This window comes from Polaribacter litorisediminis, assembly GCF_019968605.1.
Taxonomy (GTDB): domain Bacteria; phylum Bacteroidota; class Bacteroidia; order Flavobacteriales; family Flavobacteriaceae; genus Polaribacter; species Polaribacter litorisediminis.
Genome location: NZ_CP082966.1, coordinates 2,440,058 through 2,465,000, shown reverse-complemented (window position 1 = coordinate 2,465,000; position 24,943 = coordinate 2,440,058). Strand labels below are relative to the sequence as shown.

The following is a 24,943-nucleotide window of genomic DNA, read 5'->3' as shown; positions in this document are numbered from 1 at the left end:
ATTATGTTGTTTTTTCCCACGCTTTGGTTTCGTGGTTGAATTGTTTAATAACTCTTGCCGGATTTCCTACGGCTACGGAAAAAGGCGGAATATCTTTGGTAACCACACTTCCTGCACCAATTTGACAACGTTTGCCGATCGTAACGCCCGCGAGTACGACAGAATTTGCACCAATATGAGAATCCTCACCAATTACAGTGGGTTTTACTTGCAGTGGCTGTTGACTTGAATTTTTTGTTCCGTCGGAAAAACCATGGTTAAACCCAGACACAAATACATGTTGGCCAAGTCCTGAACCACTGCCCATGGTTACGGGACCAATAACCACAGAGCCAATACCAACACGAACACGATTGCCTAAGAGAACATCTCCAGAACCGTTATTTACGGTGCAAAAGTCTTCAATGGTAGTTAAGTCACCAATCTCAAATCGATTCCAAGGAAAAACATCAATTCTACTTCTTCTGCGCACTGTTGCTCCTTTTCCTTTTTTGTGTTTTAAAGGATTTAAGAACCATCGCACCCAAAGTCTTGGACGCGGATTTCGATTGGGTGCAATACTCCAGAGTACAAACTTTTTTAACTTTGGATTTGATTTTATTTTCGATACAATTCCCATACTGATTAAATTTTAATTCCCTTTTCTTGGGCTACTAACTTTATATATTTATAAATCTCTTTTACGTTATTTTCCCAACTATGGCTGGTTCCATAGGCTCTGCGTTTCATTTCTAAATCTTTGGAGTTTTCTTTTAGAGCTTTTTCTGCTAGCGCTACATAATCATCTTTCGTAACTCCCAAATAAGTGTAGTCTTTAAAATAATCCATTGCCTTTGTTGCGGAGGCTAAAGTAGGTTTACCCATGGCTAAATATTCATCAATTTTTCGAGGATAGTTTCCTATAGTGGCATCATTTATTAACTGCGGATTCATGGCAATATCAAAGCCTTTAATGTAGTTTGGAAGTTCTGAAGAATCACGACTTCCTAAAAAATGGACATTCTTTAGATTGTGTAAGTTGGATGCTTTAAAATTATCGTCTTCAGGCCCTACTAAAACAATAGACCATGCTGGTTTGGTGATTGCCATATGTTCTATAATTTCAATACTTAATCTTCGGCTAGATAAAAATCCCACATAACCAATAATGGGTTTTGCAAGTCCCTCAAAATCTTTTGAAGCAACGATGTTACGTTCAATATCATTGAATAAGCTGGTGTCGCAGCCTTGACCAACCATATAACTATGCTTGTTAAATTGCGAGCCGTATTCTGCGTATAATGTTGAATTATTTACAACAAGATCTGCATTTTTTATCAATTTAGGTTCAAGCCTTACGCCATGTTTTTTCCAATACGGGTTTTTTGTAAGGTAGTCTCGCATATAATACACATACATTTTAGGCTGCAAAAATTCTTTTAAATATTGTCCTAAAAACATGGAGCTATCATTAAAAAGAATAAAATCTTTAAAGCCTAAGGTTTCAATAGCAATTTTAATGTCGTTGGTGAATTTCTTTCCATTCATTCTATTTATAAAGTCGAAAAGTCCTTTAGACCCTATCCAGTTAATAGATTCGATGGTAGTTTTAGGGTATAAGGTCCACATGTTCGATCCAATACTCACCAAATCAGGCTCTTTACCAGATTTAATACGAAGCCGTTTTTTAATTTTTTCAGTATTCCGTTCTTTAAATTGTGAAATTCTGTCTAAAGGAGAGTTGACGTACAAAACTCTATTTTCACGACTCATCTCCACAGCAATATTTTTACAATTACTGCCAATTTCAATATCCCAAGCCTGTATGCCAACTACGATGATGTCTTTACCTTTGATCATGATGTATTGTTTTTTCGAAGTTTCTTAAAGTATGACTAGAAAGATGTAAATGTGCTATCATAACTCCTGATTTTTGTTAATATCAAAATTTCTAATATTCCATAGCACTCCTCTATATAGCGCAGATAAATGTTTTTTATCAGACAGGTATTTAAGCGTATTTTTAGGAAGCGAAATCAGAAAGAAATAGATCATTGCTAGCAAAAAAGTAATTCCTTTAGTGTTTCTTCTTACAAACAACACCCTATTTCTATTCATATAATAGGTTTTTAAAGGACTATTTTTACCGGTAGAAATAGATTCTTTATGAAGGATGGAAGAGTTTGGTTGGAAATAAATTGTGTATCCTGCTCGTTTTACTCTTTCTGCAAAATCAAGTTCTTCATAATAAAGAAAATAACCTTCATATAACAAGCCTATTTCTTTTAAAACACTTTTTCTGATCATCATACATGCACCGTGAGGATAGGCGGTTTCTGTTATTTTATCAAGTTGTCCCGTATCTACTTCTTTATATCCGTAATGTCTCCCTCTAGAAGTAATCTGGTTTATAGGCGATGCTCCGGCATATTGTATGATGTTATCTTCATAAAAATAAAGAATTTTAGAACTTGCAATTCCTATTTTTTTATCGGATTCCATCAATGTTACTAAACTTTCTAAAAAGTCGGGTTGCACCTCGGTATCATTGTTTAATAACAAGATATAATCTCCTTTTGCTTTTTTTAAAGCAATGTTATTTCCGCCAGCAAAACCCAAATTTTTCTTACTGATGATTAATTGAACTTCAGGATATTTTTGCTTGATACTATCAGGAGATTTTGTCGGAGAGCCGTTGTCTACAATTAATGTTTCAAAATTAGGATAGGTAACGTTTCGCAAAGAAGCAAGCATTTCGCAAGTAACTTCAGGTTGATCGTAATTTACACTTACGATGGATACCATGGGGAATTGAGATTTTATATCCATAGTCTATTATTTTGTAGATTTTTCTGAATGAATTAGTTCATATTGTTTTAAATACTCTTTTGCCATATTGTGCCAAGAAAATTGTTTGCTCCTAGCAAGACCTTTGTTGCAGAGTGCTTTTTTATACACATCATCCTTTAAAATTTTAACAATAGCTGCTGTAATTTCTTCTGGTTTAAAAGGATCAATAATATGAGCTGCATCGCCAGAAACCTCTGGCATGGATGAGGTGTTTGATGTAATAACAGGTACATTACAAGACATGGCTTCTAACATCGGAATACCAAAACTTTCTCGAAGCGAAGGATATAAAAAGATATCGCATTGCGCATAAATAGCAGGTAAATCGGTATTGATTACGTAGCCTGTTAATACAATTTTATGGATTAGATTGGTGTCATTAATTTCAACTAAAAGTTTATGCAGTTCAACTTTGTCATAATCAAGCATTACGAGTTTATGATCTGACCCCGTTTGTTTTAAAAAATCTGAAAATGCTTTAAGGGTTCCTTTTGTGTTTTTTTTAGGATCTGTATTTCCTAAGAAAAAGAAATATTTATCGGGTAAGTTATATGTGTCTTTTACTCTTTTTAGCTCTTTTTTATCGGTAACTGGTTTAAAGTGTTCGCTTACACCGTTATAGATGGCATCGAGTTTGCCATTCCCTTTCATGCCAAAGAACTCGCCAATTCTGTTTTTCTCAAAATGAGAAACTGTAATTACTTTTTTACTTTTCTTTACAACTCTAGGAACCACTAGTTTTCTGTAGATATTTCCGAATTTTTGATAGGTGCTAGCACTACTTTTTAAGATTTGTAGATAGCTGCTTTCCATGTAAATAATATCGTGCAGTATGGTAATTAAAGGAATGTCTGTAAAAAAAGGTGCTGTGTTGCTAGTGCAATGTAAAATATCGCAACCGTATTGTTTTGCAGCTTTTGGTAAGGCTATTTGTTCCCAAGTAGGGTAGGAGCCACCCTCTAGTGTTATCACCTTAAAATTAGCGGTTTCTTGCAGAACATCGTTATCTTCATCAGGTTTTACAAAGATATAATACTGATTTTTTTTGTCGATGATTTGGAGGTTTTTAATAAGCTCTAAAGCAACCATGTCCATGCCATGTTTCTTTTTTCGAAAAAGTCTTTGTCCTTCTATACCTATTTTCATAATGTGTTAATTTAAAAATTAGTTGCGTAATAACTTGTAATCCATTTTTTAATTTTGCTATAAATAACGACCTCTACAAGATACGAAAAGAGAAGCATTAAAAGGACGTAGAATGTATATTCAATTATTTTATTATTGATAAATTGTAGATAGGATGCTTCTACCACTAAGTAATGATGCGAAATATACATGACATAAGAGAAGGGAGCTAAGTGTTTAAAAACTCCGAATATTTTATCAAATCCTATCCAGTTTAATTTGTTCCAAGTAATTCCTGCTAGCATTGCTAAAAATGCAAAAACAAAATGTCTTAATGCAACAAATGGATACGCTACCAGAGGATAGGCATATATTTTTGTATCGTTAAAGTTGATGTAAAAATTGAGTCCTAGTAGTGCTATGATAAAGAGTAAAACATAGCTGTATTTTTGCATCGATTTAAACGTATCGGCCTCTCCTTTAAGATAAATGTCTGCAAAGCGCACACCAATCCACCAAATGGCGAAATACATGACAATTCTATTGAGTATAAATGGATAAAAAAGATAAGATATCGTTGCGATAATCGTCAATATATTTACCCAAGTATTTAATTTTTTGGTTTCTATATATTTCACGAGCACAAAAAAGAGCATATAAAACCACCATTCGTAAGATAGGGACCAAAGCACACCATTTCTCATATAGGTAGGAGAAATGACATTTGGTTTTAATGAAATTACATCTTGCAACATAAAGAGATTACCCAAAAGAGTTTTCCATTCAGGATCTGCAAAACCACCTTCTGCATAGCTTTTTAGAGCATAGGCTAGTATAAAGATAAAAATTAACGGAATGTAAATTCTGATAAATCGTTTAAAAAAGTAGTTTCGAAAAGAGGTGTCTGCCGATTTTTCCCAAGAATATTTTATGACAAATCCGCTTAATATTAAAAACATAATTACGGCCTCTGAGCCAAAGCGAAAAAAAAAGCCTATGTTAATTCCGAAAAGAAATATTTTTTGCGGAAGCATATGAAAAAGCACCACATAAAGCGCAGAAAACCCGCGGATTGCTTCAAGTTTTTGTAGTTTTTTATACTTCATTAGTTCTAGTTAGGGGATTATAAGAGAATTATTTAGAACTTATTTCTTCTGAGCTTGAGGTATGTTGTGTGTGAATAAATGTTTTATTAGCTCCTTTAATTTTAAGTAAAGATAGCAGCATCATAAACATTCCTTTTGGCAAACTCGCCAAAGCACTTAATGTTTTTAAGGTATAATAGGATCTGGGTACAGCAAAAATAAATGATAAGACGCAAGCTACCCCTAAAACAATCCAATACTGAGTGTACATAATTTGGTTTTCTAAAAAGTAATTGGCAACAATAAAACCAATGCTAAAAAGTATAACAGCGCCTAATAATAAAATTCTTGGTGGCTGTATAAATTGAATGGCTTTGTCAAAATAATCGATATTTCCTTTTAAAATTAAATCTTTTAAGGCATTCAAAAAATCTTTTCTAAAGTAATGAAATTGAGCCGATAACCAACGTCTACGTTGGTTGCCAAATACTTCTGATTTTTGAATTTTTTCATCAAAAACTAAAGCATCATCTAAATACACAATTTTACGACCCTCTTTTAACATTTTTAGCTCAATCTCTTTATCGAAGCCGCCTATTGCCGTAACCGTTGACATTAATGATTTAAAATAGGGGTATCTAAATGCCATTCCAGAGCCAATAATAGCAGACGACAGTCCTAACACTCTGTGACCTTTTCGAAATATGTTGTTGTTTATTTCCTCACTAATTGCATCTAATATAGCCCATGAATTATTTGTGTTTTTAGCGGTTCTATGCCCCTGAACTGCAATAAAATCATTTTCGAATACGGCATTTATTTTTTGTAAAAAATCTGGAGCCATTATATTATCTGCATCTAAAACTACAGCGATGTCATAGGCCCTCTCTAAAGTTGCCATGGCTTTGTTTAAAGCTTTGGATTTTGTACTCTTTTCAAAACTTACTTCTATGAGTTTTATGGGTAAAGTTTTTAAAGTGGTCAAAGTTTCTTCTTTAAAAGAATCTGCAATAATAATGACATCAAAAAGATTTGAGGGATAGTCTTGTTCTAAAGCTAATTTTGCAACTTCAATAATAACTTGATCTTCTTTATAACCTGGCACAAGAACAGCCATTGTTTTCATATTGCCGTTATCTGAATAGGTTTTCTGTTTGTAAAAAAGGCTGGCTATTGAAAATATAAAAATATATAGCGTTGCTAACCCCAAAAGAATCAATAAAATAATTTGTATGATATTAAATGCGAACATAATAAATGTTTTATAATTAAAAAACGAGTTGAATAATTTTAGTTTCTTTAAAAATCAAGTTAAGGTAGCTACCTGTTTTTTGATTTAACTTTTTGGTTTTCAATGTAATTTAGGTGACGTAATTCATGTTTTGAGCAGTATGCAAAAAAGATTCATTCCATTTAAAATTACAAGTATTACCCGTTAATTTTTGAAGTATTCTATTCGTTAATTCCTTTAGCTGTATGTGATTCATGATGATTGATTTTTGGGGTATTTATGGGTTATGACACTTTTAGCACTATTTTTAAGTTTTTTATAAATTTTATAGCATAATTAATTCAGTTTTTTAATTAATTCAGTTTTTTCCTCTTCTATTATGGGTTCTTCAAAAATTTGAGGATTAGACATGATTGCCATAGATGAATAAAACAACAGAGAAGTTGGCATACCACCCAATACTGCATTTCCGTAAGAAGCTAACATAACACCTGCCATACCTGAAATTAAAGCGCTCATTTTAAATTTTGTATTTGGATCTCGAATTCTAAACATTACCTTGAAAGATGCCATTCCTATCACATAAAATAAGATTCCTAAATGCATGAATAAACCCACGATACCCATTTCTGCCCAAATCATAACATACCAACTGTCGGTAGCTACGTGTGATAAGAATGCATTGGGTAAAAAACGTTGTGCTTTATCGCCTGCATGACCAATACCTCCTCCAATAGGTCTAGAGGCCAAATATCCTTTTAGTATTTCTTGATTTGCTTTTCTAACCAATAAAGACGGATTATTAGGGTCAAACCCTGTTCTCATTCTTCTTATTTGAGCATTGCTATTGGCAATCATTGTGTACTTAAAAAAGATAAAGATGAGTGCAACAGATATAAACCCCGCACTAATTATCTTAATATTTTTTCTTAAAACAAAAAAGGTCATAAAACCAGCAAAAGGTACTGCGATAGAGCCTCTTGTGCCTGAGATAAGCATCCCATATAAACCTAATACGCCAACCGTGATAAAAAATATTTTAGGAATTCCTTTTTTAGCCATCGAGTATATAAGAAAGACAACTCCTGCATATCCTTGATTGCCACCAAATTGACCTGCATCACTAAAAAACGAAAATACTCTTAGCTTGCCAAACAATACATGGGTTACGGCCCCTCCTCTGTCTAACCAAGCCTGTTCTGCAGCATCAACTCCAAATACCATTTGAACAATTCCTTTAAAAGTGGCAAGTATTGAAAAAGCACCCCAAACATATAAAAAGGCATCTAACCTTTTATTGGTGTTTATTAACATAAAAGTTAGTACAATAAAGAAGAAAAAGTAAAAACCAATACCTCGACCAGCAATCCAAGGTTCTATCATTCTTGCTTCTGGGTTACCAATTTGTAGTATGAAATAACCAAGCCAAACTGCAGCTAATATCGTTATATCTCTATAAGCGGGAGACCAATCTACCCGATCTCTAAATTTAGAAAAAATGATGGCTAATATTGTTAATAGTATAAGGCCATCAATACCAAAACCCAAAGGTAGGCCTGTAATATAGCGTCCAATTCCTAAAACAACAAAATTATAAGCAATTGCCGTAAAAAAACCTATAATAGGATTTTTAAAGACGATATAAATAAAAACGCCACCAAAAAGGAGTGCTAAAAAGAGACCAACTCCAGCTACTTTTAATTTTGCTACGATGATTGCAATAAAGGATACGGATAAGAACACCCATAAAATAACCTTAGGATTCTCTAAAATAGCGGATCCTGATAATTTATCAAAAGGGTTTGTATCCTTGTTATTATTCATTACATATCTTTCGTTAATGTTACCTAACCTTAAAAACGACTGTTCTTAATTTTATTAAAAATGGTTTTATAAAATTCAATTCCACTTGAAAAAATTTCTCTGTAAGACAACTTTAGTTCTTTATTTAAAAAATACATACCCATCCATATTCCGATTAAGGTAAAGACAATGGAGGCCACTGCCACAAGCATTAAAGATTCAAAAATAAAAATGGCTATAAAATCACCAATAACATTGGCAGCTACCATTATAAACACTTTTATAGCATTAATGTTTGGTTTATTAACACTATCCAAACCAATTCCTGTCATTCTATCAATAGGTAATAAAAGACCATAGACAGAAAATACACGTAAAATATCTGCAACATTAAATCCGGTAACAGGGTCCGCTTTTAGATATTGCTCTCCTGAGAGCATTAACACTAAAAAATCAGCAAAAATAAAAGTGAACAAACTCATAATTACAAACAAATAAGTCAGTGCGCCCGAATAAGAATAGAATAACTCTTTTACTTCCTTTACGTTGCCTTGAACACTAGCTTTAGACATTTTCGGAAAAGCAGTGGCAACAAAACTTCGTAAAGGTATTTGTTGTATTTCTATTAATTTTAGAGGAATACTGTATAGCGCTACAGCAGCGCTACCCATAGGGCTTAAACTAATAATAACCGTATCTGCACTTCTTAATAAATTAGAGCCTATTAACGTAAACGTTGTGTATTTTCCGAAATTTAATAAGGTTTTATTTGTTTCTGAAGTTGCTTTTACAATATATTTTGTTCCGTCCCAACCTAATGTTATGGTGATCAGAGAGGTAATTGCATTAATAATTAATAACGCAATAACTAAATGGTTTAAAGACATTTGTATGATAAAGAAGTGTACCAGAATCACCAAAAAAAACAATCCGCTTTTTATTGATTTAACGGCTAATATTTTACCATATTTTCTATCTGCTTGCAGTACTACTAAGGCGTTATTCCATGGTAAATTTAAAAAAGCCAATGCAGGATACCATTTAAAAAACAGGTTGTAGCCAGAATTTGTAATGGTTTCATTGAAAAAAGTATAGCAGCCCATTAAAATTATGGCAATTAGCGTGGTCGAGCCCAGGCCAATTAACGCATTTGATCCTATCAATTTATATCGAGAGGTTTCATCTGCTCCAGATAAAAAACGTATCAAACCTGTATTGGTAATTCCAAACCGAAACATTTCAACAAAAGAGCCGCCTGTAATGAATAGCACCCATTCACCAAAGACATCTAAAGATAAACTTCTAGCTAGCAAGGCAAATCCTCCAATACCTAAAACAGCAATAACAATATTACCGGATAGGGATAAGAAATTATCTTCGCGCACTATTTTTTTAATCATTTTCATTATTCAGCGTTTTTATATTTCACTTTTTGCTAGAAATTGGAATTTGAACATTGATTTTAACTTTTTTCTAGCTTTGTTACGCTTTTTTGGTAAATCTCCAAGAAGTGATTCAATCTCATTGAGTCGAACTCCATTAATAATTATTTTAATTTTTGAATCACAAGACTCTTTTAAAGCATGGATGGCAGCTTTATCTGCTTTTGACCAGGTTCTATTTGAACGGCATACTAAAATATTTAAATCAGCATTTGTAATTAATTCTGAAGGGTAATTATGGTAGATAATTGCCGGAAGTTCTATAATTACGAAGTCTAGGTGACCTTTTGCAACTAAATTATTTTGTGCCAGAATATCTGTGTAATTTTCAACATCATAAAACTTGCTATTTATTTTATATACACCGTATTCAGATGCCTCAAGGTAGGTAGAGGCAGGCGCTAAAAATTCATTATCTACATCTATACGAGGATCAGGGTAGCCCAACATTTTAGTTAAAATAGGAGATTTTTTCTTTGGTTTAAGAGGTTTTTGTTTTTGATCATAATTAAGATATAGCACCTTTTTACCTTCCTGTTTCAACGTTTTAGCAAGATTACCAGCAACGACCGTTTTACCTTCTAGTTTTTGCGTACTAAAAACAATAATCGTTTTTGGTTTTTGATTTATTTTTTGAATTCCGAAATAATGAATAATTTTTTGAGTTATGATTTCTCTCAAACGTTTTTGAATAAAAGGTAAATTTATACCTCTGGAATCTAACAAAATTTTGGGAATCATTCCTAACGATTCAAAACCTGTTTCTTTAGTTCCTTTAACAGAGTTTCTTAAGCTATCATCAAAATATTCCATTACAAAAATGAGTCCTAAAGTTAGGATTCCTCCTAAAAATGCGGCGGCAATAATTAATATAGCTCTTTTTGTAGGGTTTGGTTTTAAAGGGAAAAAGGGAGGGTCTACTGTTTTTAAATCGGATGATAATTCACTGTCTTGTAATTTTAACTTTGCTAAACTTAAGCTATGAAGAATTGATAAGTATCCTCGCTCGGCGACATCAATTTCGCGCTCTAGTCTTTTCATATTGGCACCTGCGGGAGCATACTCCGCATATACTTCCTGAAAGTCATTATTTTGACCTTCGATGACTCTAATTTGAGCTTTCATTTTTTCAGCTTCAACCTCATTATTCATCCAACCAGGAAGTACTTGAGAAATGGGTAAACCATCTATAGAGTTTTGATACGTATACAATTCATCGACGTCTTCTTTGATAGCATTTGTTAATTGTATGGACTGCTTTTTTAAATCAGTAATTTTTTTTAAATCTATGTCTTTATTGCTAGATTCAATTTCGGCTTGCGCTAGTGCAATTTTAAAATTCAGGTTTCCGAGTAATTTCTTTTTATCAAGAATCACATTATTCTTTTCCTGAATTACTTCTTGTATTTTTAATTTTTCTTCGAATTTTCTTTTTCCTGCTTGCAGACCTGCTAATTCTGCTTTAATTCTTTTGTAATTAACTTGCATATCTTCTTTTACTACAGCAACCGCTTTACTCTGCTCGTAATAGTTGATAATATTAGAGCTTTTATTAAACTCAAGAAGTCTGTTTTCTGCCTCTTTTAAATTTAGTTTCGCATTTTCTAATTCTTTTAGAAAATATTTAACAACTGCGTCGGACCTATTTTCTTTGATATTTTTATAATTAACAATACAAACACTATTGTAAATGGCAAGTGTTTGTTGACAAATTCCTGGATCATTGACCGTATAACTCAATTTAATTAAATCACTACTATTTATTCTTTGTGCTTTGATATCAGATACCGCTTTGCGAGAATAATGCTTGTTTTCATCAAAATTAAACACCTCGTACATAAAGTTGTCGGTGCTACTTCTCATTAACTTTAATAAATTTTGAACTGTTTTTTCGTAGTTGTAGCGATTTATTTCTGGAGGAAGTGGATTTTTTACAACATAAGTATCCCCAGTATTCACTGGTTTGTTGTTTCCAGTTTCAATATACTCGTATATATTTTCAGGAACTTTAAGCTTAAGTTCATCATATAACTCCTTTGATATATATTTAGGATTTGCTTCTGGCAGCATAATATGAAGAGCGAATAACCTTACCGCAACCTCTTCCTTTGTATCTCTTGATTTTATGATGTTAATTAAATTATCGAATGCAGCATTGGTAGCCGAGGTACTAAATTTCTTTTCCATATCAATCGATGAACCTGTGGCAAGACCAGTATATAAAATGGTCTCAGAAGAGTAGGTGTAGGAAGGATCCATGGTAAGCACAATAACTAAAGAACCTAGCAATATGGGCACTAATAGTAATAATACTATGTGCTTCCATATTAATCTTACAAAGTCTACTATAGTCATCTTTTTAATTTGAAAGTTTTAGTTCAAATACAAACCCAGCCATATCTTCTAATAGTTGTTTGGCTGTAATAAATTCGGACATAGCCGTTTCATAAGCTGCTTCCATATTTATTGTCATACCGCTGATTCTGACATATTCTGATAGTGGTACTACACCATTTCTAAATTCTTTTTCAACCATTTGTTTATTCACTCTCCCATCACCAAGCATCCTCGACCTTATTTGCAGTAATTTTTCTTTTAATATTAAATTTTGATACATGGCAATCACAGTTTGCCTAATTTCTTCTTTTTGTGATTCGGCCATGCTTTTTGCTGCATCAACTTCAGCGGTTGCTAATTTTATTTGATGTTTTCTGTTGATCGCATCAAATAAAGGAAACTTTAAAAAAATACCTACGCTATAAGTAAACTGTCTTGCGGTAGTTAAAGCCTGAGAATTCGTGAGCCCATCCTCAGTGTTTGCAAAATTACTTAAATTACCATATCTGGTATCTGCTGAAACTCCCATATTTCTTGACCAATGTATGCGTTCGGTTGCTAATGTAGCTTCTTTAGAACTAACGTTATTCGCTCTAAAAGCTACTTTAGCACTGCGCTTTATGACAGAATCTATAATAGCTTGCAGCGGAGGAAATTGATATCTACGATCATTTAAAGAACTTTCTTCAAATTCAGAGGTTTGCGCTTGTATATTATTAAAAGAAATAATCATTAAACTCAAAATTGAGATTATATGAAAAAGCTTATTCATTTTTATTTTAATTAACATTTTAAAAATTACACAGTATCCGACTGAAATAAAGCGGGTATGGTTCTTAAAATTAATTTAATATCATACCAAAAAGAATAATTATCGTCCACAAACTGATCTGCATATTCATTATCCAATCGCATTCGCTCTTCCTCAGACATTTGTCCGCCTTTACCTCTTAGTTCTACTTGCCATAAACCTGTAATTCCGGGAGGTGCTAAAAATCTTTTTGATAAATCATCTCCAGTTAACACTTCTGCTTCATAAACAGGTAGAGGTCTGTTGCCTACAATAGACATATCTCCTTTTAATACATTGATCAATTGTGGCAATTCATCAATACTCGTGTTTCGTATAAATTTTCCAACTTTTGTTATCCGTGGATCATCAACAATTTTTACAAATGTGGAATTGTTTTTAGCAGCTTCCTTTTTTTGAACATTAAACCAATAATCACATATTTGATGTGTATCAATATGCATAATAGGCGAGCATGACTGCCCCTCTGGTAGCGCACTACATCTAGGACAAGGAATATCTAAAGAGCTATCTTCTGCTTTTACTTCTTCCTTTTTATATTGATTTTTTTCGGCTGCTAATTTTTTTAATAATTCATCAGACCCTGTTCGCATAGATCTTAATTTGTAAAAATCGAATGTTTTTCTGCCAACACGTTTTGAAATATAATATACCTTTCCTTTTGACTCCAATCGAATGGCTAAAATAATAAGTAATAAAAATGGTGAAGCTACAAGCAGAACGGAAGATGCCACCAAAATATCAAAAATACGTTTTGATAGTGGCATTTTATAACCTTGATCTTTTATCTTAATCTTAGGTATTACTTTTTTACTTATTGGTTTTCTGTGTTTGCAAAGAAAATCAACCCTCTCTAAAATGTCATTTGCATTGGTAACGGATTGCACGTAATAATCATCGATTCGCTTTTTAAACGCTTTTTTATAAATATCAATATTAAATTCATTGGCGAGCAGTACAAACGGAATAGCATCGTATTCGCGCTGCGCTCTCAGCCAGTCATAAAGGAATATTCCGTTGTTTCCTGGTAAATTATAATCGCAAATTATAGCGTCTGTATTTTTACTAGATTGTAGATATTTGGTGGCTTTTACACTGTTTTCTATGGTTGTGATAAACCGGTTTTTATCATTGTTTTGGAGCAGGTAATTTGCGTTATTACCAATATATAAAATATTAATAGTTGAGTTCATGGGTACTCTTATTAAGTTATAATATTGTCTTTAATCTTTAGAATTATCAAATGCATTTGTTGGTAATATAGAAGAAAAGTTAACAACTTAAAGTTCTCATTGCACTATCAATACACTTTCTTCTATATAATTCGATGGTATTACCAAGAATTATCAGTGTTTACCATTCTATAGCATAGTGAATTGGATGCAGGTTTTTCTTCACCAATTCTTCAAGTTCTTCAGGATTAAAAGGCTTTGTAAGATAATCTTGCGCACCAAGTCTATAGCATTTTATACGCTCTTTACTTTCTGCTCGTCCAGACAACATAACAACAGGTGTGTGTTTTGTAAATCCTTTTTGACGTACTTTGGTCAAAAAATCATAACCATCCATTTCTGGCATTTGTATGTCAGAAATAATTAGGTCTGGTAGGTTTTCTTCAAGCCATGCCATTGCTTCCATAGCATTATATAAGGTAACAACTTCATAGTCTTGAGAAAGGAAATTTTGCAATAACATGCAGATGCTTATTTCATCATCTACAACTAGTATTTTTTTCTTCATAATTTTATTTATTAATTAGATTAAAATCATTTTTCATTACATTAATAACCTCTTTTGCTATTTCGTTAAAATTGGTGAGTTTTAATTCTAATTCAGTAGATGCTGTTCTTGTTGAAAAAAGTTCTTCGGCTAAAAGAAATTCTTTCTCTAAGACAGCGGTTCCAAAATAAGTAAAAAGGGGTTTGATTTTGTGGGCTAAACTTTTAATTTTTATAAAGTCTTTTTCAGAATAAGCGGTATTAATGCCTTGAATCGATTCCGAAATTTGGTCAATAAATACCTTAACCATGTTTAAAACTTGGTCTTCATTGTTGCGACACATTTTGTTAATTACAGCAAGATCGTATAATTGAGAATCGGGGATATTTGAGTTTTGGGGTAAATTCATATTAGTATTTGTTTAACTGAACAATGTATAAAAGTACAATTTTAATTTTAATTTTAACAAATATTTAAAACTTTAACTAGAAAAATGTAGTCGTTTCGAAGCGAGTATTTTAGAATATATTTTTTCCACTTTGTTTTACTTTTTTACAATGTTTTTAAAACTTATGGATTTAATAACTTCGATTCTTAAGCGTACAAGTATCTTTTTTAATCAACTAATAAGGAGTAATAAATGTAGATAGCGTTGTTTTATGCAAAATCTCAAATGAAGTTAATTACCAGTAGCGATAACTTATATCAATTCTGCACAGAAATGACCTTAATAAAATGCCTTTTTTTCCTTTCTATTTCAATATAAGAAGAAGCTGTTAGGAATGCAATGCTTTATTTTTCTATTTTACAGTAATTTTAAAACAGAATTGGAATTCAATGTTTTTAAAATCTTGTTTTCGCTCATCGAGTTATGCTGAAAAATAGAATGCTAGTCAATGATTTTTTTAGCGAATTATGTCTATCAACTGACTAAGTTAAGATAGTGTTGATTAAAAATAGATGATAAAACAATTCCGATTTTCTATCAAGCTTTATGAATAGCCCTTATAAAAAATCGGAATAATTTTAATTACTTGTGATCGTCTACACTCTATATTCGTGACCTAAGTTTTGACAATAACTACATTGAAAGCTTGAACCTAAAGGGTTGTCTTAAAAAAAGCGATCGTCTTTTTTAAACCTTCCTCTAATTGTATATTTGGAGACCAATCTAATTCTTTTTTAGCCAGCGATATATCGGGTTGTCTTTGCATTGGGTCGTCTGATGGTAAAGGTTGATAGATTATTTTAGAGGAAGAACCGGTAAGTTCTATTACTTTTTGAGCTAATTCAAGAATGGTAAATTCATTAGGATTACCAACATTTACAGGCCCCGTAAAACCATCTCTAGAATTCATAAGTCTAATCATACCTTCTACTAAATCATCCACATACTGAAAGCTTCTAGTTTGCTTTCCGTCTCCATACATGGTTATGTCTTGATTTTGCAATGCCTGCATAATAAAGTTAGAAACTACCCGACCATCATGCGGATGCATATTAGGACCATATGTATTAAAGATTCTAATAATTTTAATATTCACATTGTTTTGTTTGTGGTAATTTACAAACAACGTTTCTGCAGATCTTTTTCCTTCGTCGTAACAAGCTCTATCTCCAATAGGATTTACATGACCCCAATAAGATTCAGGTTGCGGATGTACTAACGGATCTCCATAGACTTCACTTGTAGAAGCTTGCAGGATTTTTGCGCCCACTCGTTTTGCTAAACCTAACATGTTAATAGCGCCCATAACAGATGTTTTCATTGTTTTTATGGCGTTGTATTGATAATGAATAGGAGATGCAGGACAAGCTAAATTATAAATTTCATCTGTTTCAATAAAGAAAGGCGATGTAACATCGTGTCGGATTAATTCAAAATATGGATTGTCTAAAAGATGCACTACATTTTGTTTCTGACCTGTAAAAAAATTATCTAAACAAAATACCTCGTTGCCTTCTTTTAATAAGCGTTCACACAAATGTGAGCCCACAAAACCAGCGCCGCCAGTTACTAGAATTTTTTTTCTAATCATAATATGTTTAGTTTAGTTTTAAAGATTCTTCGTTTTCTAAAGTATTTACACCGATGCAAAAATATTCAAAACCATTTCTTTTAACTTGCGCTCTATCATATATATTTCTACCATCAAAAATTACAGGTTTACTTAATAGTTTTGTGATAATTTTAAAACTAGGAAATTTAAATTCTGGCCATTCTGTAAGTATCGCTAAACAGTCTGCATCAATTAGCGTTTCATATTGCTCCTCACAATATGTAATAGTATCGCCAAAATGATGTTTTGCTTCTTCTATCGCTACGGGGTCGTATGCTTTAACAGTAGCTCCTGCTTCTAAAAGGCTCTTTATAATGTATAAAGATGGCGCTTCTCTCATATCGTCTGTTTGAGGTTTAAAGGAAAGACCCCAAATAGCAATTGTTTTGCCTTTTAAATCTCCGTTAAAATAAGTGTTTATTTTATTAAATAAAACTAGTTTTTGAAATTTATTAACAGATTCAACTGCCTTAAGTACTTGTAAATCATAATTATGTTCACCAGCTGTTCTAATGAGTGCTTGCACATCTTTGGGGAAACATGAACCACCATAACCAATTCCTGGATAAATAAATTTAGGTCCAATTCTTGAGTCTGAACCGATTCCTTTTCTTACCTTATTAATATCGGCACCAACAATTTCGCATAAATTGGCAATGTCATTAATAAAACTAATTTTTGTAGCAAGCATAGCATTTGCTGCGTATTTAGTCATTTCGGCGGAAACAATATCCATAAAAATAACAGGATGACCGTTCAGTGTAAAGGGGTTGTATAAACTTTTCATTAAGTCTTCCGCTCTTTGGCTATCTAAACCAACCACAATTCTATCGGGCTTTAAGAAGTCGTTAATTGCAGCTCCTTCTTTTAAAAATTCGGGGTTTGAAGCTACATCAAATTCAATATCAACATTTCGTTTGTCTAATTCTTCTTGAAGCGCTTTTTTTACTTTTCTAGAAGTTCCTACAGGCACAGTGCTTTTGGTTACAACGAGCATATAATCATTCATATGCTTCCCACAATCTCTAGCTACAGCAAGAACATATTTAAGATCGGCACTACCATCTTCATCAGGTGGTGTACCAACAGAAATAAATAATACTTCAGAATCTTCTAGCGCTTCAGCAATATTGGTTGTAAAACTTAGTCGCCCCTTTTTCATGTTTTTGGTAATCATGTTTTCTAAACCAGGCTCATAAATTGGAATAATTCCTTTCTTTAGGTTCTCAATTTTCTTTTCATCAATATCAACACAAGTAACATTAATACCTACCTCAGAAAAACAAGCTCCAGTAACAAGACCAACGTAGCCACTTCCAACAATTGTAACATTCATATTTAATTATAGTTTAAGGGTTTTTTAATAGTCTAAATGTACAAAAATATATGAAAATAGAATTATCAAAAATAGAAAAAATTTGTAAAGTTTTCTTTGAGTTCTTTTTTGTTTTTATGGGTACTACACTTATACGCCTAAATGTTACATTTGTTTTCTTAAAGTGTCCGTTTATGAAAAAATAATCTTTTTCTTGTCTTTGAGAATTTATGTTATGATAAAATTTACTTATATTTATAGCTATTTGATAACGAATACGCGTATTTTTTAATGATTATATCAAATATCTAAGGAAATCTCGTGTTTTGATGAACAAAAAAAACATACTCTTAACAATTGTTTAAAATTTATGAGTAATTTTAAAGGTAGTACGCATATTAAAAATAGAGATATGCAACCTTCAAATAAATAAATCTTTAAGAGTAAAAAACCATAAAATTAATTTGTTAAATTATGAAAATCCCCTACACTTTTAACGAAGTTCAAATTAACAAACTTTTCCCTTTTTATATTGCTATCAATAAAGACTTAAACGTGGTTGCCTTGGGGAAATCGCTGCATAAATTATGCGATTTTCAAAAACCACAAGATATCCACCAGCTTTTTTCCATGGTAAGTCCATCAACACTTATAAATTCTTTTGATGATTTTATTGACTTGCAAGACCAGACGGTTACAGTAGCATTATGTTCGGATAAAAAAATAACACTAAAAGGTCAATTTGAATATATAGAGGATTCCGAAGAAATATTATTCTTAGGTTCCACTTTATGTAATGCAAAGAATCAGGATTTTAATGGCAAGCCAAAGGATGATGATTTTGCTAAAAATGACCCATTTTCAGAGATTGCGAATCAGTTACAAATTTCAGAAGCCAAGAATGCAGAACTTCAGAAAAAATTAACAACTTTAGAAAAGAATAAGAAAGACGTAAAAGCCAAAAATAAAGAATATTACGATATTTCTTTGTTTTCTAGACAAAGTCTCGATCCTAATATCAGGATTAATTTTCAAGGAGATTTAATGTTAAAAAACCCAGCAGCTTCACATCTTAATTTTATAGATTATGAGGGTAAAATTTATGATATTGATGCTTTTTTTAAAGTAATAGCAGCTGAAATTGATGACAAAACAGAAAGATGGAATTTTGAGGCAAGTGCTCATGAAAAAATTTATTCTTTTGTCTGTATTGCATCCCCATCCAAGGGATATATTAATATTTATGCAAGAGATATTACCAAACAAAAAAAGCATCAGTTAGAATCAGAAAAGTTATCAATCATTGTTCAAGAAACCATGAATGCTGTCATTATAACAGATTCTAAAGGAAAAGTAGAATGGGTAAATAAAGCTTATGAAGAAATTTCTGGCTATTCTTTTAATGAAGTAATAGGTAAAAAGCCAGGTGCTTTTTCACAAGGAGAAGGCACTGATAAGGAAACAATAGCCTATATGAGGCAACAAATTAAAGATTTGAAACCTTTTACATGCGAAGTTTATAATTATAAAAAAACCGGCGAAGGCTATTGGTTGCGCATCAAAGGACAACCCATTTTTGATAAAAACGGAAAAATGTCTAATTACTTTGCTACAGAAGAAGATATTACCAAACAGAAAACATACCAACAAGAATTAGAAAAGCTATCCCTCATTGTTCAAGAAACAATGAATGCTGTTATCATTACAGATGCCCATGCCAATATAGAATGGGTAAATAATGCCTTTGAAACTATTTCTGGCTATAAATTTGAAGAAGTAAAAGGGCATAAGCCAGGGAACTTTTTACAAGGAAAAGAGACCGATTTAGAAACAGTAGCTTATATGAGGCAACAAATTAGAGCTGCTAAACCTTTTATTTGTGAGGTATATAATTATAAAAAAACAGGTGAAGGCTATTGGTTACGAATAAAAGGACAGCCAGTTTTTGATAAAAGCGGGAAATTAACTAATTTTTTCGCCATCGAAGAAGATATCACGAATGTAAAGGCGAATCAAAATCAAATTAAAGAAAGTGAAAAAAAATATAGAGATTTAATTGATAATAGTCTTGCCATTATAACAACACACAATTTAGAGGGTAAAATTTTATCATCAAATCCTATGGTTGCAAAAATTTATGGGTATACTGAGTTGGAGTATGTAGACCATTATATTTCAGATTTTATCTCTAAAGAGGATAAACTTCTTTTTAAAGAAAATTATTTAGACGTTTTTAAAAGCAATAAAATAACAAGCGGAACTTTACGAATGCTAGGCAAAGAAGGAAATATTATTTACACGTTGTATAATAATTATTTAATGGAAGAGCAAGGTAAAGAGCCTTATGTAATTAGCTCTGCGGTAGATATAACAAAACGTATCTTAATGGAGAAAGAGCTCATAAGATCTAAGAAGATTACTGAGGAATTAGCACGCTCTAAACATAATTTTTTGGCAAATATGAGCCATGAAATTAGAACACCCATGAATGCAATTATAGGGATGAGTAGGCAATTACAAAAGTCAAAATTAAATGACGAGCAGCATAATTATTTGAATATTATTTCAACAGCCTCCGAAAATTTATTGGTGATTATTAATGACATTCTTGATTTATCGAAACTAGAAGCTAATAAATTATCTTTTGAAAAAATAGTTTTTAATTTAAAAGAGGTTATTGAAAATGCATTGAATGTAATGCAATACAAAGCAGAAGAAAAAGGAATTCAGTTGAGAAATACTTATTATGACACTCAACTATCGCCCATATTAATAGGAGATCCGCATCGACTCAACCAGATATTACTTAATGTCATTTCAAACGCCATCAAATTTACCGAGGTAGGAAGTGTAGATGTTAGTTGCCGAGTTTTAAAAGACCATGATACCTATCAGGATTTAGAAATAAAAGTAACCGATACAGGAATTGGGATGGATCCCTCATTTTTAAAAAAATTATTTGAAAAATTTACCCAAGAATATGAAAACAAAGCTAGAAACTATGGAGGAACTGGTTTAGGTATGGCAATTACTAAATCTTTAGTAGATAATATGCAAGGCGATATTTTAGTTGAAAGTGAAATAGGTACCGGAACAACAATATCCATTACCTTTGCTTTAGAAAAAGGAAAAAAAGTAGATTTAAAGATAAAAAATACAATAGTGATGACCTCAACGAATTTAAAAGGAAAGAAAATACTAGTTGTTGATGATAATTTAATGAATAGAATGGTAGCCAAGGTGATATTAAAGGACTACGAAGTTACTATTATAGAGGCGAGTAACGGTGAAGAAGCTGTAGATTATTTAAGAAATGATACCTGTGATTTGGTTTTGATGGATATTCAGATGCCAATTTTAAATGGGCACGATGCCTCCATAGTCATTAGAGAAGAATTAAAGTTAGATATACCTATCATAGCTTTAACCGCGAATGTTATGAAGGGTGAAAAAGAGAAATGTATAGAATTTGGTATGAATGATTATTTATCAAAACCTTTTGATGAAGAAAAATTTCTTGAAATTATAAGCATATGGATAGGTAAAACAAGTAGCTCTATTGTTTAAAAAGACCAATCAATAGTATAGTTTTTTATGTGGTTGAAACCATAAATTAGTTGGAGTTGCCTAAATTTTTATAAATTATTTTTTTGTCTTTAGAAGCGTATAACTAGGATAACACAGAACTTTAAAATTTATTTGATTTTATTTTTTGAGGATTTATGCCAATTTATAAATGCTACTTTCTAGTGAAGGGTTAAAAAGAAACATTTCATTTGGCTTTAAAGTTTCTGGTTGTTTACATTTTATGAGTTCAATTTAAATTGACTATATCGTTTAATAAATTCAGTTAATTTTTAATTTATTGAGGTTAAAAAGAACTTGCATAGCATTGGTTGCGGTAATTTTTGTTTATGCAGTAATGAAAAAGAAACAATGTGTGGCGGCATGATATATCAAAAGGTATTAGACCTAAAAAGATTTAAAACTATTATATTTGAGTATCAAATAACATTTCATGAAAAAAATAATATTCTTAGTCTTTTTTGCATTCATTTTAATGAATTGTCAGCAAAAAGAAACCACGGTCATTTTTAAAAAGTACGATGAAACTTTTGCATTAAAAGAGCAACAAAGTCATCCAAAAAAAAGAATGCAGTTTAAACTGATACAATCTAAATTTTTAGATATGAATCAGGTTTTTGAACCCTTCCAAAAAGAGCTGTCTTACTTTTCAGAAGAAGATTATCAGTCTTTAAAGCCCTTGATTTTAGAACAAAATATTCCTTCACTTCAAAAAAGTGTAAAAGCAGGTACGTTAACTTACGAGAAATTAACGCTATTTTATTTGTACCGAATTAGAAAATTTGAAAGTGATTCAACCTTGTCTTTAAATAGTATTATCGCATTAAATCCTAATGTTTTAAGAGAAGCTAGAGAAAAAGATCAGCAGAAAAAGAACGTTTCTGAAGTCTCTATGTTCGGAATGCCCATTTTATTAAAGGATAATATAAATACCAAAGAAATGCCTACAACTGCTGGAGCGGTTGCATTACAAAATAATTTCACAAAAAGTGATGCTTTTATTGTTGAAAAATTAAAGGAAAATGGAGCCCTTATTTTAGGGAAAGTCAATTTAAGCGAATGGGCATATTTTTTCTGTTCAGGTTGCCCTGTGGGCTATTCCGCAATTGGCGGACAAACGCTAAATCCTTATGGAAGAGCAGTGTTTGAAACAGGAGGAAGCTCATCGGGAAGTGGGGCTGCGGTGGCTGCAAACTTCGCTGTTGCTGCGGTAGGAACAGAAACATCTGGATCTATTACCTCGCCATCAAGTCAGAATTCAGTAGTGGGCTTAAAACCAACAATTGGTGTTTTTAGTAGAAGTGGTATTGTGCCTATTTCATCAACTTTAGATACGCCTGGCCCAATGACAAAAAACGTACTTGATAACGCAATTTTTATGAATGCTATGTTGGGTTTTGATAAAGATGACAAAGCGTCTAAAGAAATAAAAGCAGATTATTTACAAAACGGATTTAGAAATAATTTTGAAGGAAAGAAATTGGGCGTATTAAAATCACTTTTATCAGACTCTATTTATGCTTCAACAGTTAATCAATTAAAAAAATCAGGAGCTGAAATTTTAGAAATAACACCTCCTGAAATTTCTTTTAATGGCTTTTTAACTCTTTTAAATATAGATATGAAATATGATTTACCTGCATATTTAAAGAATCATGCGGATACTTCTATGATCTCTATTAAAAATATACAAGATATAATCAAATTCAATCAAAAAGATTCGCTTTTTAGAGCACCATATGGTCAGCAACTCTTTGAAGGGATTTTAAAAGATTCTACTAGTTTAGACGGATTAGAGCTTGTAAAAAGCAACTTAAATAATGAAGGCATTAAATTTTTACAAGCTTTAAAAGATGAAAATTTAGATGCTATTTTATCCATTAACAATTATCATTCTGGTATGGCTGCTGTTGCCATATATCCTACATTAACGGTGCCTATGGATTATAAAAAATCTGGAGAACCGGTAAGTTTAACGTTTATAGGACTGCCTTTTTCTGAAAGAAACTTATTAGAAATTGGGTATGCTTTTGAGCAACTAACAAAGGTTAGAAAGATGCCTAAAAACTATCAATAGAATGAAATTAAAATCATTTTAAAAGCACTATTTTTGCACTCGTTTTGATTTTTAAAGATTTCGAAACATAAATTTTTTTAAATTTACTGCCAAAAACGTAGGTTGATGGCAAAAAAGCGATACTTATGCGTACAAAAACCATCAAAAAAAATAAGATTAACGTTGTTACTTTAGGTTGCTCAAAAAACATTTACGATAGTGAAGTGTTAATGGGGCAATTAAAAGCAAACGGTAAAAATGTAGTGCACGAAGATGAAAATGATGATGGAAATATCGTCGTAATCAATACTTGCGGGTTTATTGGCAAAGCAAAAGAAGAATCTATAGATACTATTTTACATTACGCAAAAAGAAAAGATGCTGGCGAAATTGATAAAGTCTTTGTTTCCGGATGTTTAAGTGAACGGTACAAGCCAGATTTAGAAAAGGAAATTCCGAATGTAGACCAGTATTTCGGAACACACGATTTACCCAATTTGCTAAAGGTTTTAGAAGCAGATTATAAGCACGAATTAATTGGTGAGCGTTTAACCACAACACCAAAACATTATGCATATTTAAAAATAGCAGAAGGTTGTGATCGGCCTTGTTCGTTTTGTGCAATCCCTTTAATGCGCGGAAAACACAAATCAACACCCATAGAAGATATCGTCACCGAAGCTACCAAATTGGCGGCAAAAGGCATTAAAGAAATCATGCTGATTGCGCAAGATTTAACCTATTATGGCTTAGATATTTATAAAAAAAGGGCATTGGCACAATTGCTAGAAGCATTAGCAAAAGTAGACGGAATTGAATGGATTCGCATGCATTATGCATTTCCCACAGGTTTTCCGATGGATGTTTTAGAGGTCATGAAACACGAGCCAAAAGTTTGTAATTATTTAGACATTCCATTACAACACATTAACACAGAGTTGTTAAAATCGATGAAACGTGGAACAACGCATGAAAAAACAACTGCGCTAATTCATAAATTTAGAGATGTGGTTCCAGAAATGGCAATCAGGACTACTTTAATTGTTGGTTATCCAGGAGAAACCGAAGCTATGTTTCAAGAGTTAAAAGATTGGTTAGAAGAGATGCGTTTTGAACGTTTAGGGGCTTTTGAATATTCGCATGAAGAAAATACAGGCGCGTATGTTTTAGAAGATGATGTTCCTGCTGACGTAAAATTTCAACGTGTGAATGAAATTATGGAAATTCAATCTCAAATTTCATGGGAGCTGAACCAAGCAAAAATAGGAAAAACGTTTCGTTGTTTGTTTGATAGAAAAGATGGCGAATATTTTTATGGAAGAACAGAATATGATTCACCAGATGTAGATAACGATGTTTTGGTAGATGCTAGAGAACATTATGTAAAAATAGGGGAGTTTATCGATATTGAAATTCATGAGGCCGGAGATTATGATTTATACGGAACTCCAGTTAAAAAGCAAGAAAAGCCGATACCTATGCATCAAAAAAAGAGTAAATAAAATCGCTCAGTTTAAGTAGTTCTTTTTAGTTGAAAATTTTAAT

At 32.1% G+C, this 24,943-nt stretch carries 19 protein-coding genes; 3 read left to right on the top strand and 16 right to left on the bottom strand.

Annotation, left to right across the window (positions count from 1 at the left end; all coding sequences use genetic code 11):
• Position 1 precedes the first annotated feature (1 nt).
• From K8354_RS18695 to K8354_RS10485, 16 genes are all read right to left on the bottom strand, one after another.
• Entirely contained in the window at positions 2–619 is a 618-nt protein-coding gene (locus tag K8354_RS18695; RefSeq protein ID WP_302850507.1) for an acyltransferase, read from the bottom strand.
• 5 nt (positions 620–624) lie between these two features.
• Complete coding sequence (locus K8354_RS10550; protein ID WP_223439432.1) at positions 625–1,839, bottom strand: glycosyltransferase; 1,215 nt, start codon at positions 1,837–1,839, stop codon at positions 625–627.
• Between the two features lie 57 nt (positions 1,840–1,896).
• Positions 1,897–2,808, bottom strand: a complete 912-nt coding sequence (locus K8354_RS10545; protein WP_223439429.1) for a glycosyltransferase family 2 protein — start codon at positions 2,806–2,808, stop codon at positions 1,897–1,899.
• Positions 2,809–2,814: 6 nt separating this feature from the next.
• Positions 2,815–3,975, bottom strand: a complete 1,161-nt coding sequence (locus K8354_RS10540) for a glycosyltransferase family 4 protein (RefSeq protein WP_223439427.1) — start codon at positions 3,973–3,975, stop codon at positions 2,815–2,817.
• A gap of 11 nt (positions 3,976–3,986) precedes the next feature.
• Positions 3,987–5,060: an acyltransferase family protein gene (locus K8354_RS10535; RefSeq protein ID WP_223439424.1), complete on the bottom strand. Its 1,074-nt coding sequence runs from the start codon at positions 5,058–5,060 to the stop codon at positions 3,987–3,989.
• A 28-nt stretch (positions 5,061–5,088) separates the two neighbouring features.
• Positions 5,089–6,291 (bottom strand): glycosyltransferase family 2 protein, encoded by a 1,203-nt coding sequence (locus K8354_RS10530; RefSeq protein ID WP_223439422.1) that lies wholly within the window; start codon positions 6,289–6,291, stop codon positions 5,089–5,091.
• Positions 6,292–6,400: 109 nt separating this feature from the next.
• Positions 6,401–6,526 (bottom strand): hypothetical protein, encoded by a 126-nt coding sequence (locus K8354_RS18690; protein ID WP_302850506.1) that lies wholly within the window; start codon positions 6,524–6,526, stop codon positions 6,401–6,403.
• 80 nt (positions 6,527–6,606) lie between these two features.
• On the bottom strand, positions 6,607–8,094 hold the full coding sequence (locus K8354_RS10525; protein WP_223439420.1) for an O-antigen ligase family protein: 1,488 nt from the start codon (positions 8,092–8,094) through the stop codon (positions 6,607–6,609).
• Positions 8,095–8,123: 29 nt separating this feature from the next.
• Positions 8,124–9,473, bottom strand: a complete 1,350-nt coding sequence (locus K8354_RS10520; protein ID WP_223439418.1) for a lipopolysaccharide biosynthesis protein — start codon at positions 9,471–9,473, stop codon at positions 8,124–8,126.
• A gap of 18 nt (positions 9,474–9,491) precedes the next feature.
• A complete protein-coding gene (locus tag K8354_RS10515) occupies positions 9,492–11,870 on the bottom strand; it encodes an exopolysaccharide transport family protein (protein ID WP_223439417.1) in 2,379 nt (792 codons plus the stop codon).
• Positions 11,871–11,874: 4 nt separating this feature from the next.
• Entirely contained in the window at positions 11,875–12,624 is a 750-nt protein-coding gene (locus tag K8354_RS10510; RefSeq protein WP_223439415.1) for a TolC family protein, read from the bottom strand.
• A 26-nt stretch (positions 12,625–12,650) separates the two neighbouring features.
• The gene (locus K8354_RS18685) at positions 12,651–13,856 is read right to left on the bottom strand and encodes a sugar transferase (RefSeq protein ID WP_302850505.1); all 1,206 of its coding nucleotides are present in this window, start codon (positions 13,854–13,856) and stop codon (positions 12,651–12,653) included.
• 160 nt (positions 13,857–14,016) lie between these two features.
• Positions 14,017–14,403, bottom strand: coding sequence for a response regulator (locus K8354_RS10500; protein WP_223439413.1), 387 nt, complete (start codon positions 14,401–14,403; stop codon positions 14,017–14,019).
• Between the two features lie 4 nt (positions 14,404–14,407).
• On the bottom strand, positions 14,408–14,791 hold the full coding sequence (locus K8354_RS10495) for an Hpt domain-containing protein (RefSeq protein WP_223439411.1): 384 nt from the start codon (positions 14,789–14,791) through the stop codon (positions 14,408–14,410).
• A gap of 691 nt (positions 14,792–15,482) precedes the next feature.
• Positions 15,483–16,421, bottom strand: coding sequence for a UDP-glucuronic acid decarboxylase family protein (locus K8354_RS10490; protein WP_223439409.1), 939 nt, complete (start codon positions 16,419–16,421; stop codon positions 15,483–15,485).
• A 7-nt stretch (positions 16,422–16,428) separates the two neighbouring features.
• The gene (locus tag K8354_RS10485; RefSeq protein ID WP_223439407.1) at positions 16,429–17,778 is read right to left on the bottom strand and encodes a UDP-glucose dehydrogenase family protein; all 1,350 of its coding nucleotides are present in this window, start codon (positions 17,776–17,778) and stop codon (positions 16,429–16,431) included.
• A gap of 453 nt (positions 17,779–18,231) precedes the next feature.
• Between K8354_RS10485 and K8354_RS10480 the strand changes: the two genes are divergently transcribed.
• The 3 genes from K8354_RS10480 (at position 18,232) to rimO (ending at position 24,900) form a co-directional block, all read left to right on the top strand.
• Entirely contained in the window at positions 18,232–21,324 is a 3,093-nt protein-coding gene (locus K8354_RS10480; RefSeq protein WP_223439405.1) for a PAS domain S-box protein, read from the top strand.
• A 451-nt stretch (positions 21,325–21,775) separates the two neighbouring features.
• A complete protein-coding gene (locus K8354_RS10475; protein WP_223439403.1) occupies positions 21,776–23,419 on the top strand; it encodes an amidase family protein in 1,644 nt (547 codons plus the stop codon).
• Between the two features lie 125 nt (positions 23,420–23,544).
• Positions 23,545–24,900: a 30S ribosomal protein S12 methylthiotransferase RimO gene (gene rimO / locus K8354_RS10470; RefSeq protein WP_223439401.1), complete on the top strand. Its 1,356-nt coding sequence runs from the start codon at positions 23,545–23,547 to the stop codon at positions 24,898–24,900.
• The last annotated feature ends 43 nt before the right edge of the window (positions 24,901–24,943 follow it).